This window comes from Terribacillus sp. DMT04 (genome assembly GCF_019056395.1).
Lineage (GTDB): Bacteria > Bacillota > Bacilli > Bacillales > Amphibacillaceae > Terribacillus > Terribacillus aidingensis_A.
Genome location: NZ_CP077639.1, coordinates 2,963,299 through 2,976,808 on the forward strand (window position 1 = coordinate 2,963,299; position 13,510 = coordinate 2,976,808).

At 42.4% G+C, this 13,510-nt stretch carries 11 protein-coding genes; 2 read left to right on the forward strand and 9 right to left on the reverse strand.

Annotated elements, in window-relative coordinates; all coding sequences use genetic code 11:
• Positions 1-373: 373 nt before the first annotated feature.
• The 3 genes from KS242_RS15370 to KS242_RS15380 all read right to left on the reverse strand — a co-directional run bounded on the left by KS242_RS15370 (position 374) and on the right by KS242_RS15380 (position 6,358).
• Positions 374-2,284, reverse strand: coding sequence for a S8 family peptidase (locus KS242_RS15370; protein ID WP_217322135.1), 1,911 nt, complete (start codon positions 2,282-2,284; stop codon positions 374-376).
• A gap of 111 nt (positions 2,285-2,395) precedes the next feature.
• Positions 2,396-4,246: a S8 family serine peptidase gene (locus KS242_RS15375; RefSeq protein WP_217322136.1), complete on the reverse strand. Its 1,851-nt coding sequence runs from the start codon at positions 4,244-4,246 to the stop codon at positions 2,396-2,398.
• A gap of 522 nt (positions 4,247-4,768) precedes the next feature.
• Positions 4,769-6,358, reverse strand: coding sequence for a SulP family inorganic anion transporter (locus tag KS242_RS15380; RefSeq protein WP_217324193.1), 1,590 nt, complete (start codon positions 6,356-6,358; stop codon positions 4,769-4,771).
• A gap of 477 nt (positions 6,359-6,835) precedes the next feature.
• On the opposite strand from KS242_RS15380, the gene KS242_RS15385 reads away from it, so the two are divergent.
• Positions 6,836-7,144, forward strand: a complete 309-nt coding sequence (locus KS242_RS15385) for an ArsR/SmtB family transcription factor (protein WP_217322137.1) — start codon at positions 6,836-6,838, stop codon at positions 7,142-7,144.
• An 18-nt stretch (positions 7,145-7,162) separates the two neighbouring features.
• Entirely contained in the window at positions 7,163-8,128 is a 966-nt protein-coding gene (locus KS242_RS15390; RefSeq protein ID WP_217322138.1) for a cation diffusion facilitator family transporter, read from the forward strand.
• A 55-nt stretch (positions 8,129-8,183) separates the two neighbouring features.
• On the opposite strand, the gene KS242_RS15395 is transcribed toward KS242_RS15390, so the two are convergent.
• The 6 genes from KS242_RS15395 to KS242_RS15415 all read right to left on the reverse strand — a co-directional run bounded on the left by KS242_RS15395 (position 8,184) and on the right by KS242_RS15415 (position 13,406).
• Complete coding sequence (locus KS242_RS15395) at positions 8,184-8,594, reverse strand: hypothetical protein (protein ID WP_217322139.1); 411 nt, start codon at positions 8,592-8,594, stop codon at positions 8,184-8,186.
• Between the two features lie 89 nt (positions 8,595-8,683).
• Complete coding sequence (locus KS242_RS15400; RefSeq protein WP_254391732.1) at positions 8,684-9,673, reverse strand: MFS transporter; 990 nt, start codon at positions 9,671-9,673, stop codon at positions 8,684-8,686.
• Positions 9,670-9,933 (reverse strand): hypothetical protein, encoded by a 264-nt coding sequence (locus tag KS242_RS18125; protein ID WP_254391733.1) that lies wholly within the window; start codon positions 9,931-9,933, stop codon positions 9,670-9,672. The genes KS242_RS15400 and KS242_RS18125 overlap by 4 nt, the downstream gene beginning before the upstream one ends.
• 212 nt (positions 9,934-10,145) lie before the next feature.
• The gene (locus KS242_RS15405; RefSeq protein ID WP_217322140.1) at positions 10,146-11,036 is read right to left on the reverse strand and encodes a DUF3800 domain-containing protein; all 891 of its coding nucleotides are present in this window, start codon (positions 11,034-11,036) and stop codon (positions 10,146-10,148) included.
• Positions 11,037-11,301: 265 nt separating this feature from the next.
• Positions 11,302-12,267 carry an alpha/beta hydrolase gene (locus KS242_RS15410; protein ID WP_217322141.1) on the reverse strand — a complete coding sequence of 322 codons (966 nt, stop codon included), beginning with the start codon at positions 12,265-12,267 and terminating at the stop codon, positions 11,302-11,304.
• A gap of 38 nt (positions 12,268-12,305) precedes the next feature.
• On the reverse strand, positions 12,306-13,406 hold the full coding sequence (locus KS242_RS15415) for an NAD(P)/FAD-dependent oxidoreductase (protein ID WP_217322142.1): 1,101 nt from the start codon (positions 13,404-13,406) through the stop codon (positions 12,306-12,308).
• Between the last annotated feature and the right edge of the window lie 104 nt (positions 13,407-13,510).

Consider the following 13,510-nt stretch of genomic DNA (forward strand, 5'->3'; position numbering starts at 1 on the left):
TTCGTGCAGGCCCCTGTCGGCTGCTGTCTCTAGCTGTTATCGTCGAACAAGAATGGCTTGTGAAGCAGACACCGACAAGAAAATTGCTTCTTATTTTCGAGGAGTCTACGTATTCCTCCTACACTAGTGAAGGTTCCTGTAACACAAATCAGCGTAGGAAATACACGGAGACTCCCGCGGGAGGAAGGCTAGGGGAGACCCCCGCAGTGCGTTTTTTGCACAAGGAGGCTCCCCAGCCGCCCGCAGGAAAGCGGAGTGTATTTCCGAAGCGGCGCTCTCACCTTCGTTTCCAATGCAAAAATCCAAACAACGCTGCTGTTAATTGTTGTTTGGATTTTTATATAGCTTAAACAGTTATGTCTCAGTTCCGTTTTCATCTTCTTACTTTTATTTTATTAATTCTTGTCTGTAAGGTCTTCTTATCTTTAGAGGAACTTACTTTATTAACTGCAGATTGGGCGGCTTGCTTCGCTTTCTTTGTTCTGTCTTTCTCAGCTTTTTTCACTTTGTATGTTGCATCCGATAGCTTTTTTGCATCAGACAGTTTCTTTTTCAACTTTTCCAACCGCTTTTGTAAACTATCCTTATCTTTTCCTGCTTGCAGCTCATTAATGGTACTTTGTGCTTTTTTAAGATTCTTGTCAGCAGGCGATCTCTCAGCAGCCTTTACGCTAGCATTTGCTGCATGAAACTGTGATTGCTTCACCTTATTGAGACGTGTTTGCAAGATAGTCCTGTCTTTCCCTTTTGCCAATGACTGAATAGCTTTTTGTGCAATGTCCACATTCTTCTTTATCTTGCTTTTCTCTGACTGCCCGACTTTGTAACTCGCTTCTTTCACTAGCAGTGCTTGTTTCACTTTATCCAGTCGATTGTGCAGACTCTTTTTCTCTGTACGATTCGTCACTTTATTTGCCGCAGATTGTGCTGCAGCTATATCCTTATTCTGCTTGCTTTTCTCGGCTTTGGAAACTTTATCTTTCGCTTCCTGCAGTATGATGACTTGTTTTATGTTGTCCAAACGCTTTTGTAAGCTTTGTTTTTCCTCACTGTTTGATAAACCTTTCACTACTTGCTGCGCTTTATCGTAATTCGCTAGCGTTTGTCTCTTCTCAGTCAATTGGACAGCATCTAATGCTTGCTGATAGCTCTTCGTTTGATCAGATTGATATTGAATCAGTCCATATCCAAATAGCGGATCTCTGCCTTCTTCTCCAAGATCCTTGCTGTTCTGCTGCAGTCGCAAGCGCAGCTGGTTATTGGTCTCTGTTGGATGTTGCTGCTTCAACAGCGCCAGCATCGCTGATACATGCGGCGCAGCTTGTGAAGTACCACTCATGATCGCGTAATTAGCACCAAGATGGGTACTGTAAATGTTTGAACCAGGAGCTGCAAACTCTACGTTATCTCCTACAACGGAAAAAGAAGCAATATTATTTTTCGAATCAGATGCAGAAACAGCAATAACCTCATTAAAGGCTGCCGGGTAATTGACAAGATGCCCAGCTCCTCCATTTCCACTCGAAGCAACCAATAAAATGTCCTGTTGGTATGCACGCTTTACTGCATCCTCCAACGCCTTGCTTTTATACTTTGTCCCTATACTCACATTGATGATGTTCATCTTGTTTGAGATTGCCCAATCGATACCTTCCAAGAGGTCAGACATATCTCCAGCGGCAGCTTTGTCCAATACTTTAACAGCATAAAGTTCTGCATCCGGAGCCACACCGTCGGTACCATATTGATTATGTTTTGCGCCAATGATACCCGCTACATGTGTACCATGTCCAGCATCATCTTTATAAGAGGTTGTGTAATTTACTGCCGCGTATCCTCCGGCTATATTTAAATCTTGGTGTGGATAAATGCCACTGTCTATAACAGCTACCTTAACCCCTTTACCAGTAATTCCTTCCCTCCAAGCCCAAGACGCTTGAATTGGAGCGAGGTTCCATTGATTTAAAATCTGTGAGGATGCCTGCACAGCAGTACTGCTGCCAGTTGAATAAATCCTGCTATCCGGCTCCACATATTTAATATCCGGGTCTTTCTTCAAGTCTCTGACTGTCTTTGCATCAGCAGTTACAGCCGCAGCTGGCAAATTGTCATACGTTTCATCAATTGCGGCATCACTTTCACGAACAGCCTCTTCTCCCTCTTTGTTTTCATACACGACGATTAGCTGTTTATCTTCCTCTGCATACGCTTTAACAGCAGGAAAGCAAATGACCAGGCTCAGCAACAACGAAACAAGGTATACAATCTTCGTTGAAAAATTCATTGGGTGTGTTTTTTTCCTCTCAATAAGAAATTCTATTCATTTTTATTACTTCGAAGCTGGAATCTATACAGCAAAAAGTATGATTGATTTATACAAAGCAGCTTAGCAATCTCAATATCTCTTTCTTCTTCTCTCGATCACATAAAGGAGCGCCCCGACGGAAGCAACAGCAACCCCCGCAGCTATTACATTACCGAACGAGGAAGCAGTGTCCGGCAGCTGCTCACCTTTTGTTTTATCCTCCAACTTGTCATGCTCAGCTGTTTTATAGGAGAGTACGATTTCCTCATTCTCTTTTTCAGGAGTTTCTTTTGTTATAATTGGCTCTACCTTCAACTTAGGTTCCGCAGATGCTGGCATCTTATTTGATTCTTCTTTTTCCTGCATCACTCCCGGTAAAGGTGAAGCTTTTTCCTCACGCTCTGTTTGGGCAGCGATATAATCCTTTAATTCTTGCAAACTTGTAAAGTCAGCTAGTGTCTGATTGTTAGCTGCCAGCAGCTCGTCCAACTCTTCCTCACTCATGCCATTTTCCTCCAAAACGAAATGAACAGATATGTCATTTACGTCTTGATAGATAATGTCTTTTATAGCTTTTAGTTTCGAATAACTGTACAAATCTAAATCATGCTTTGTGAATAATTCTGCTAACTGTTTCTCCGTCATACCGAGATCATTCACTAGCTCCTGTAACGCTGCTGCTTCTTCCTTTTTGTTTTGCTCTTCTTTCTGCTCTTTATCTGTCTCGCTATTCGCTATTTCTTTGTGCTGCACTTCTTGTTTAACAGCATCTTGTTGTGTTGCTAATTCTGCCTCAGCAGGCTTTCTTACTTCTTGAGATTCAGGTTGCGGATATTGAACGAATCCGTACCCATAAAGCTCGTCTCGTCCTGCTTGTCCCAAATCAGCGGTATACTGCTGCAAGCGCTGCCGCAGCTGTACGTTTGTATCATTCGGATACTGCTGCTTCAAAAGAGCAAGCATAGCTGTAACATGAGATGTAGCTTGCGATGTGCCGCTCATCAGCCTATATTCAGAACCAAGATAAGTACTGACGATGTCTTTCCCCGGAGCTGCAAACTCTACCTCACTGCCCACGGAGGAAAAAGCTGCACTGTTGTTACGTGCATCGGTTGCGGATACGCCAATGACAGCATCATAAGCGGCAGGATACTCGACTGGATGGCCAGCACCTTCATTTCCACTCGCACCTACTAACAAAAGACCGGCTTGGTAAGCTTTGTTCATAGCGTCTTGCATGGCTTCGCTGGAATCAGCAGAGCCCATGCTCAAATTAACAATGTCCATGTTATTGGCAATTGCCCAATCAATTCCTTCTAATAAATCAGCGAGTGTTCCTTCGCCTTTCTCATCAAGAACCTTGACTGCAAATAATGCTGCATCTGGAGCAATTCCATCTATCCCTTGCTGGTCATGCTTTGCACCAATAATACCGGCTACATGTGTGCCATGCCCTTTATCATCTGCATAAGAAGTTGTATAGTCTACAGCTGCATAACCTCCAGCAATCGCGAGTTCGGGATGCGGAGCGATTCCGCTATCCAACACTGCTATTTTCACACCTTTTCCTGTCAAACCTGCTTCCCAGGCAGAAGCAGCATGAATGGATGCCAGATTCCATTGTTCTGCTACTTGAGATGGTGCCTCTCCACTTTCTGCGATAGAGAAGGTAACATTATTCTCGACATACTTAATATCAGGGTCACGCTTTAATTTTTCAATGGAATCTGCATCAGCTGAAACTGTCGCTGCAGAAAGCCGGTCATATTGCTCTTTTACAACGGCCCCGCTATTTTTTATATCCTGCTCTCCTTGTTTATTTTCATAGACAACGATTACTTGATTTTGTTCCTGAGCATCTGCTTTCTCAACCGGCAGCAGAAAGATTGAACCCGTTAATAAAGAAGCAAATGCCAATTGCTTCGCTAATGGCTTTCTCATGTATAAAAATCCCTTTCCCGAATAAAGTCATGCTCTTTATATCGGCATATATTGGCAAAGGTTAATCAATGTTTCGTATATGTATCAATCATTTCCACTAGATTTCTATACAAGGCGATAATTATATGCGCCTTTGCATAAAAAGAGCCTGGAAAACCAAGATTAATTGATCCTAAAAGCGAACGATGACTAGATTCATACTTTATAACGCAGCCCTCTGACGGCTGCTGCCTCTCCAACTTTAGCTGTTAACACCGGACAAGAATGGCTCTTGAAGTAGACAACGACAGGAAAATTGCTTCTTATTTTCGAGGAGTCTACGTATTCTGTCTACACGAGTGAAGGTTTCCCATAACATAAATCAGCGTAGGAAATACACGGAGACTCCCGCGGGAAAGCGGAGTGTATTTACGAAGCGATGCTCTCATCTTCGTTTTCAATGCAAAAAATCCAAACAATGCAGTATTGTTTGGATTTTTATTTTATATAGCTTAAACAGTTAAGGCCCCGCCTCTTTTGGGGCTAAGATGTGCATATACGGACGGCTTCCTCCCGTTTATTTACTGTATGCTCTTTTCCAATTCTCGCAAGCAATCCGGTCTTTTTCAGCAGTCGTTCTGGCTGTCCATGGACACCAAGTAACAGCAGCTGTTTGCTGGCTTTTTCGTAGTGTTCTACAAGTTTGTGCAGTGCAGCTTCAGCGGATGTATCCATATAAGAGACTTTCTGCAAATCAAGTACAAGCGAATCCGGTTCTTCGCGCATCGCTTTCTCTACCTCATTTTCTAAAATATCGGTAGATCCGAAGAATAAAGGTCCTTCAAACTGACATATTCGTAATCCATCTGTTTCTTTGATATTGATTTGTTCATCTTTTACAAACAGGACTGCACTCATTCGTTTAACAAAAACAACAAAAGCTAACAGCAGGCCGCATCCCACTCCAACTGTCAAATCAGCCAGAACAGTCAGTACAAAGGTAACTGCGAGAATAAACGAATCGAATGTACGCATGCGAATGATGTGAACTACCTCTTTCCGTTCACTCATATTCCAGGCAACAACCATTAGAATCGGTGCCATACTGGCTAACGGAATGGCCGAAGCATAAGGTGCTAGCAGAAGCAAAATGAGCAATACGAAAATACAATGCACAACACCCGATACAGGCGAGAAAGCCTTATTCCGTATATTCGTTGCCGTGCGAGCAATGGCACCTGTTGCTGGTATACCGCCAAAAAGCGGAACAGCAATATTTGCTATACCTTGTCCGACGAGCTCTCGGTTGCTGTGATGCTTCGTTTTGGCCATATTATCCGCCACTGTGGCCGACAAAAGTGATTCCACTCCGCCTAATAAAGCAATCGCGATAGCCGAGGGCAGCAAGTAGATGATCTTGTCCAATGTAACAGCCGGAAATTGCAGCTGCGGCAGCTGACTGGGAATATCTCCGTAAACACTGCCAATCGTTGCAACGTTTCCTGGAAAGAATAAGACTGCTGCGATTGTTGATAGAATTAGCCCTACTAGCGCACCAGGTACTTTAGGGAGAATTCTCGGAGTTAGCAGTATTGCCGCTAATGATACACTTGCCACAATCACACTATATAGATTAATTGTGTCTGCAGCTGCTGCGAGCGCTTGCATCTTTTGTAAAAATCCCTCTTCCTGCTCTGCTTGTATGCCTGTGAAATTTCCAATCTGACCTGTGAAAATAATGACAGCAATTCCTGCAGTAAATCCAATAACAACAGGGCGCGGAATGAACTTAATTAAACTTCCGAGCTTCAGCAGACCGAATAAAACAAGCAATATCCCAGCCATCATACCTGCCAGCAAAAGATCCTGATAGCCAAATTGAATCACGACTCCAAGCAGAATCGGGACAAAAGCTCCTGTCGGTCCTCCAATTTGGAACCTTGATCCGCCTAGTAATGAAATAAGCAGACCACCGATAATGACTGTATATAAACCATACTCTGGATTGACTCCCGATGCTATGGCAAAGGACATGCCAAGTGGAATAGCAACGATACCGACGACAATTCCGGCAATAATATCCCGCCGTAGCGCTTGCAAATTATAACCGTTGTATCTTCCAAGTCTTCTCATCTCATCACTGCCTTTCGTTTTTGTTGTCACCTTGTCTTTTCATTAACATACATTGCAGAAAAGCTGTCTGCTGCCTCCTCTCATTTAGCTGGTAAACCAAGTATTCGTGAAAATAAGAAATTTGTATATCATACCATTGTCTATAGATTTTATTATTCTCATAAATGAACAGCATTTTCTTTAGTTTTTTTAAACAAACTATCCTCCTATACTGATAGAAACTGTGCTTCTTGAATCCTTTTTGCACAGAAGTATTTGCGTAGTTCTTGTAAAATAATTGTGAGTTTTTTGCTTTACCGGTTCTTTCTTCCTACCTCTATCCGCCTGTGCAATAACATTTACTTTTCCGGCCGCCCTCCTCCTTATTACCTTGCTAATTTAGTAATAAATTTATAAGTTAGAGTAAGATTAGAATTTGCTTAGAATATTTATATATGCTAATATATGCATATAAGCAAATAAGAGGAGCGACTGCCCATGAAATATAAAATGCAGCCGGATTTGACAGAAGCGCAATTAACGCACGTTTCGCAAATATTTAAAGCACTTGGTGATCCGACTAGAATCCGAATTTTGCATTTTCTTCTTGACCAAGAATACAGTGTCAATGAAATCGCAGAGAAACTGGAACTGCATCAATCTACTGTTTCGCATCAGCTGAGTACCATGAAAAAAATCCGTCTTGTAAAATCCAGACGGGAAGGTACAACGATTTATTATTCACATGATGACAAGCACGTCATTGATTTATTAACAGAAGCCATTAATCACGCCTGCCATAATTAATCTATCGGAGGAATATGTATGGGACACGGACATGTACACGATCATGCACATGGTCATCATCATCACGGACATAATGCCAATAAAAAAGCTTTATTGATTAGTTTTATCCTGACAGCTGGTTTCATGCTGCTAGAAGCAATTGGAGGTTTCCTCACAAACAGCCTTGCATTGCTGTCCGATGCCGGCCATATGCTGAGTGACGCTGTATCTCTAGGCGTCGGTTTATTTGCCTTCATAATCGGCGAGCGCGTAGCGAATTACAGCAAAACATACGGGTATAAGCGATTTGAGATTTTAGCTGCACTATTCAATGGTATTACGTTAATTCTAGTATCGCTATACATCTTTTATGAAGCGATTCAACGGTTCCAAGAGCCTGCTGATATTGTTTCAGGCGGCATGCTGACGATCGCTGTTATTGGTTTTCTTGTAAATATAGTCGTTGCTTGGATTCTCATGCGCGGCGATACAAGCGACAACTTGAATATCCGAGCAGCTTTCCTTCATGTAATAGGCGATTTGCTAGGTTCGGTAGGTGCCATCGCCGCTGCTTTACTTGTACTCCTTTTCGGGTGGAGCTGGGCTGATCCCGTGGCCAGCGTCATCGTTGCCTCTCTTGTTATCACAAGCGGCTGGCGTGTAACGAAGGATGCTATTCACGTGCTAATGGAAGGCACGCCACGTAATGTGGAAATGTCTAAAATCATTGATTGCATGGAAAAGGCACCTGGTATTATATCCATTCATGACTTGCACGTATGGAGCATCACGAGCGGACAAAATGCTCTTTCCTGCCATGCGGTCGTTCAAGGAAATTTACTAGTCGAAGAAAGCCAGCATATGCTCCGAAACATTGAGCACGATTTGGAACATCTAGGTATTGGCCACGTAACTATTCAAATGGAAACAGCATCTCATACACACGAGGAATCCCTCATGTGTCAGCATGATGCAGAATCTCATTCTCATACCCATGCTCATTAGAAAAGACGAGGATTTTTCCTCGTCTTTTTTCTTACAAAAGGAGCAGAACGGCTGTCTAATTGCCGAATAACAGTTCCGTCAAGCGTTTACCAACTACCATGCCAATGCCGGAACCAGCACCAAATATAGAAATCACACTTATCAGTACAGCACCTTTGACGCGCAGCTTTTCTTTTTTAAAGCTGTTATTCGATTGTATCTCCTGTATTTTCATCTCTTGCTCACACAGTTTCTCCATTACCTGATTTTGTGCGTCATTTTGCTTTTCCAGCGTCTCTGCCATCTTCTCTGTATGATTTTCGATATTTTCCAGCCACTTTCCCACCGGCAGCAGCCGCTCATTAATCGTAACCAAATCCTCCTTGATAGCATCGATTTCAGCTTGGAAATCCTCTCGAACTTTCAATTGCATTTCTAACAGCTCTGCTCGTGAGATTTGATCATTGTTTCTTCCTCCGGGTATCAATGTGCCTACCCCTCTCTTTACGTTCTGCTCCTTTCTATCTTATTTTATGCATGTACCTTTTTGTCTGATTGTGTACGTACCTGCCGAAATCAACCCACTTTTTGTTCCGTTTCCAGTTTCCTTCTATCTAGGTTAGGTGTAATTCTGAATAAGATAAAGGTTCCAGCCAGTCCAATCAATGTGAGCAATATGCCCATGATGATGGAATGCAGATATCCGCTAAGGGTTACAGTTACGGAAACAATCAGCATAGCTAGGTTATACTGCAAGCCCCCAAAAGCCATATAAGCACTGCGCTTATCATCCGGCGGAATAGCAGCCATATAAGATTGCTCAACAGGCACCCGAAATACCTCGCCAATTGTTAGCACAGCCATCATAATGAACAACACCCAAACATTTGTCGAGAACGTAAGCGCTGCATAACCCATTGTAAAAACAAGGCAGCTTGTAACAAGTACGAATCGATCCTTCATCCCTGTAATTAATTTGGCAGTAAACAGCGCAAGCAGGACGACAAGAATGGTATTTTCACTTCGCAAGAAACCCATCATCTTTACGCCATCTACTTCCCAGAACAGAAACTGCTGCGTCGGCATCTCTTCTGACAGTCGAATGCCGATATAGCTTGTCAGCTGAAACTCCATACTTAAAACAAGTATGCCTCCTGCTATGAACCAAACAAACAGCCGATCCTGCATAACATTCCGGTAAGTACCAACTATATGCGTAATATGCTGCAGTGGCTTAACCTCGACTTTCTCTGGGAAGTACGTTTCTGATATGAAAAAGTAAACAATGCATAACGTCACAGCAGCAGCAATCGTTAGTGCCATAAATAATTCAAATAAATAGTTCTCAAACATAAAGGCACCGGCAATACCACCTAAAGCAACCGATAAGTTGCTAGCCCAGTATCCGATTGAATAAATCAAGCGACGCTGATCAGGTGTACTGACGTCAATCAGCATAGCATCATTAGCTGGTCCGGCTAATCCCCAGCAAAGGCTGTTCAGCATAACCATGCTATATGTAATAGCTGGTGATTCAAACCATGGTGAATTGCTTAGCATCATCATAAAAAAGGCGATGAGTCGAAGTGACTCTGCCAGCGCATGATTTTGCGCCGTCCAAAGACGTCACTGAAGTATCCGCCTAGCAAAGACATCCCAATGCCTAAGAACACATTAACAAGCAGCAGAATACCCGCCACTTTTGCTCCGAAATGCATCGCTAAGTAAATGGTCATAAACGGCATCACCATACTGCCGATTAAGCTGGACACGAATGATTCTATGAGTCGTATCTTTATATTCGGATGGAAATCCCTAAAACGCATTGTATTCCCCCTTTTCTATATTTTCTAATTATATAGATAACTTACATATAATTCCATAGGTTAATAAAAAAATAACCTCAGCATGAGAGCTGAGGTTATTTCGAATGCGCTTCATCACATCTATTTGAACATAATTTTTTTTAGTATAATTGGCTTTCTAAGACAAGCAGTAACCGCCATTCCATTTCAAGTGCCAGAGTAAGATTTCTAGATTACTTTCTTCTTCTATGACTCGATCTTCTTCTTAGAAACTCCCAATTCTTTGTCGACATGTTTCCCCGTGTTTTTTCACACGTGGAGTAATGTGATGCTAGAAATAAATCCACGTACTCCTTAAACCTAACATTAGTTAATTCTCTAGAACTTTGCCATTCATAATATTTTATGTCGCTAAGAAATGAATAGAATATAGGGCTTTCAAGAAATTGCAACACAAGAGCGTTTCTCATTCTCTCTCCTTTGCTCAATCTCTCTTTTTTGTTTTGTATTATAGTTCTGACAAACCCCATTAACAAATCTACAATTTCAACTCCAATCTCATTTTTCTTTGGGGTAAGGTTACAGTCACTTACTTTAAATTGTTCCCCTCTATACATTGACTGTGTATTTAGTTGATCTACTAATATCTTATCTAATTCTAATTTGGTATAGGTAGAAGAATTTTCAATATATAATTCCGCTTTTATATTAACGTCTTTACCATAGTTTCTTAACAATCCATACAATATTCTTTCAGGAAGTTTCGTGTAAATCATTCTCTTAGACAAGTCTTTGTCATCATAAAATTTTCTTCGTTCTCTTAGAGAAGTTTCATCGTAATTTATAATATTCATCTTACATACGCGAGAATATTTTATAAATATATCGATTACAGAAATGATGTCTCTTTTTAAGGGCATGTATCCCGAATATTCAGTCCAGTGCAAAGGCATGTATTTACGTTCTTTTAATTTACTATTCATCTCTTTGTATTCAGTTGTTTGATAGATTGGTTCAGGAATTAATAACCCTGCCATTAGTGTAGGACGTTGTTTAATATTGTTGCTACCACTTTCATCAAAAAAAATACGAACTTTCTCCATATTCAGAGGTTCTTGTTTCATGTATTCCCTCCATTTTCAGTTGACATGGTATAATGCATATAGTATTATTATTTCACAATTAATACGCGCTCATGTGAGCGACCGAAATATTGATGGGTTGATTAGTACGCACTCACGTGAGTGTTCGAAAATTAACCATCTGTAAAAGAGTGTTCCTCTGTGAGGAACACTCTTTTATTATATCAAAAAACTATATTATATAAAGTAACCCTTTAACGGAAGAGCTTTCTGACTATACTTAATTAAATCTGTTACCATGCAAAGGTTATTTCGAATGCGCTTCAAGAAAGTCGATCATCTTCTCAAAACTGTATTGCGCTTCTTCCAAATATAATTTTCGCTGATACTCGTGACCTGCAGCAGGGTGAGAATCATCAAAGAACATCCTGTTTACTTCCACTTCTGCCTGTTCTAATTCATTTGCCATTTCTACACTTTGCGGATGCAGTTTGTCTACTTCACCCGATGAGATGAATGTCGGCGGATAGTCGGGTGTAATCTGGAATACCGGTGACATATCACGCAGCCTTGGATCATGCATGTAATCTTTATTACCCGTATAAGACCAGAGGAATGTCGTCATATTACGGAAGCCTGTCTGCTGTGCCTCTTCCAAATTCAGAACTCCATTATAAAGCAGAACTCCTTGCAGCTGATCCGGCTGTAAGGCGGAATTCTCTTCCACAACTGATTCCGTCGTTGGATTAGTAGCCATGGCTGCCACCATACCAGCCAAGTTCGCTCCCGCCGAACCACCGCCGACAAAAATTTGATTTGTATCGCCATGATAGTTTGGAGCTTCCCTCAGTGCAAAACGTATCGCATCATTTAACTGATACAACTGCGTTGGAAAGTTATATTCAGGTGCCAATCCATAATTTACATTCACAACGAGATAGCCTTTGGAGGCAATCCACATTGTGAAAGGATTTTGTGAGGCTTTGTCCCCGCCGACCCAGCCGCCACCATGAATATAAATAACAATTGGCAGTGTTCCTTCCGCATCTATCGGATAATAAAAATCCAATCTGCCATCGTAGTTCTCCGTCGGATAGACAACATCTTTCACCGCAGCCACCTTATTCGGATAAGGTATTTCCGGTTGCTTATCACTTTGGTCTGCATCCATAAAAGCTCTTATCTCCGGGGAAAAGAGACTGCCCATAAGAATCAAGAAACCGACTGCCGCTATAACCGTTCCGATAATCCATATCTTTTTCTTTCGCAGCATACCATCTCTTCCCTCCCTTCGTTTTAATCGCAGTTTATTTAAAATAAATAAGGCGTTATTTCTACATCATCTGGCTTTCCTAGTATTTCTGCTGCCACCATCTTTCCAGCGTAAGGCGCTAGATTAAGTCCGGCTGGGCCAAATCCAGCTGCTAAATGCAATCCAGTCACCTTTTTCACTGCTCCTAAGATTGGGTATGGGTTAGGACCCGCCGGGCGAAGACCGACACGAAACTCTGTTACTTCTGCCTGTGCAAGACCCGGTGCTACTTTTAAGGCCTCTCGGAGCACCTCTTGCATGCCGGCGGCTGTTTGTTTTGTATCATAGCCTGAATGTACTTCTCTCGTGGCGCCGGCTACTACTTTCCCGCCATCAAAACCGAGCATATAATGGCTGCTCTTTGGCATGATAACAGGCCATTCACTTGTGTCAGCATCAACATGCATATGCATAATCTGACCTTTCTGAGGTTCAATCGGCAGTTTCACACCAACCGGCTCCAAAAATTGATTAATCCAAGCCCCAGCAGCTGCAACAACGTGATCTGCTTTTATCATTTCTTCCTTGATACGCACGCCTGTTACTTTATCCGTTCCTTCGTGCAGCAAGCTTGCATGCCCTTGCACGTAACGAACGCCATGACGCTCTCCTGCCTCAAGCAGCGCCTGGAGCAGCTGCCGTCCGTCAACCCTTGCCGCTCCTTCCAGATATAAAGCTGTCATATCTTCCCGGAGCGGCGGAAATTTCTCCCTTGCGCCCTCTGGGCCTAAGCGTATGATTTCCCCGATCTCAGGTGTTTCCAATCGTTGTTTATACGCAAGTTTCTCTAGTTCATCCAACCGCTTTTTACTTGCACTTACATATAATGCTCCGACTTGCTTATAGCTGACATCCGCTTGCCCATCTTCTTTCAGCATCTCCAGCAATTTCGGATAATAGATAGCTCCCGCTTTTGCCAGTATGTAATAGGCTTTGATCCGTACTCGTTTTGACAGCCACGGGGAGATGATACCCGCCCCGGCAGCTGTTGCCTGCCCTTTCGCTTTGGAATCGACTAGTACTACTTCTGCTCCTGCTCGAGCGAGGTGGTAGGCGGTACTCGCTCCGGCAATGCCGCCGCCAACAACTACAATACGCATGACATTTCCCCCATTTTCTTTTCCACCTATTATACACGGTTCTGCTAGCTGTTTCAGAGAATGCCTTTCGTGCTACACTAGCAATATAAACCAAAGGAGATGAA

What these genes read in the sequence shown, in the direction of transcription:
- KS242_RS15370 (WP_217322135.1), bottom strand. Translation starts at nt 2,284, where the DNA reads ATGAATTTTTCAACGAAGATTGTATACCTTGTTTCGTTGTTGCTGAGC.
- KS242_RS15375 (WP_217322136.1), bottom strand. Translation starts at nt 4,246, where the DNA reads ATGAGAAAGCCATTAGCGAAGCAATTGGCATTTGCTTCTTTATTAACG.
- KS242_RS15380 (WP_217324193.1), bottom strand. Translation starts at nt 6,358, where the DNA reads ATGAGAAGACTTGGAAGATACAACGGTTATAATTTGCAAGCGCTACGG.
- KS242_RS15385 (WP_217322137.1), top strand. Translation starts at nt 6,836, where the DNA reads ATGAAATATAAAATGCAGCCGGATTTGACAGAAGCGCAATTAACGCAC.
- KS242_RS15390 (WP_217322138.1), top strand. Translation starts at nt 7,163, where the DNA reads ATGGGACACGGACATGTACACGATCATGCACATGGTCATCATCATCAC.
- KS242_RS15400 (WP_254391732.1), bottom strand. Translation starts at nt 9,673, where the DNA reads ATGATGATGCTAAGCAATTCACCATGGTTTGAATCACCAGCTATTACA.
- KS242_RS18125 (WP_254391733.1), bottom strand. Translation starts at nt 9,933, where the DNA reads ATGCGTTTTAGGGATTTCCATCCGAATATAAAGATACGACTCATAGAA.
- KS242_RS15405 (WP_217322140.1), bottom strand. Translation starts at nt 11,036, where the DNA reads ATGAAACAAGAACCTCTGAATATGGAGAAAGTTCGTATTTTTTTTGAT.
- KS242_RS15410 (WP_217322141.1), bottom strand. Translation starts at nt 12,267, where the DNA reads ATGCTGCGAAAGAAAAAGATATGGATTATCGGAACGGTTATAGCGGCA.
- KS242_RS15415 (WP_217322142.1), bottom strand. Translation starts at nt 13,406, where the DNA reads ATGCGTATTGTAGTTGTTGGCGGCGGCATTGCCGGAGCGAGTACCGCC.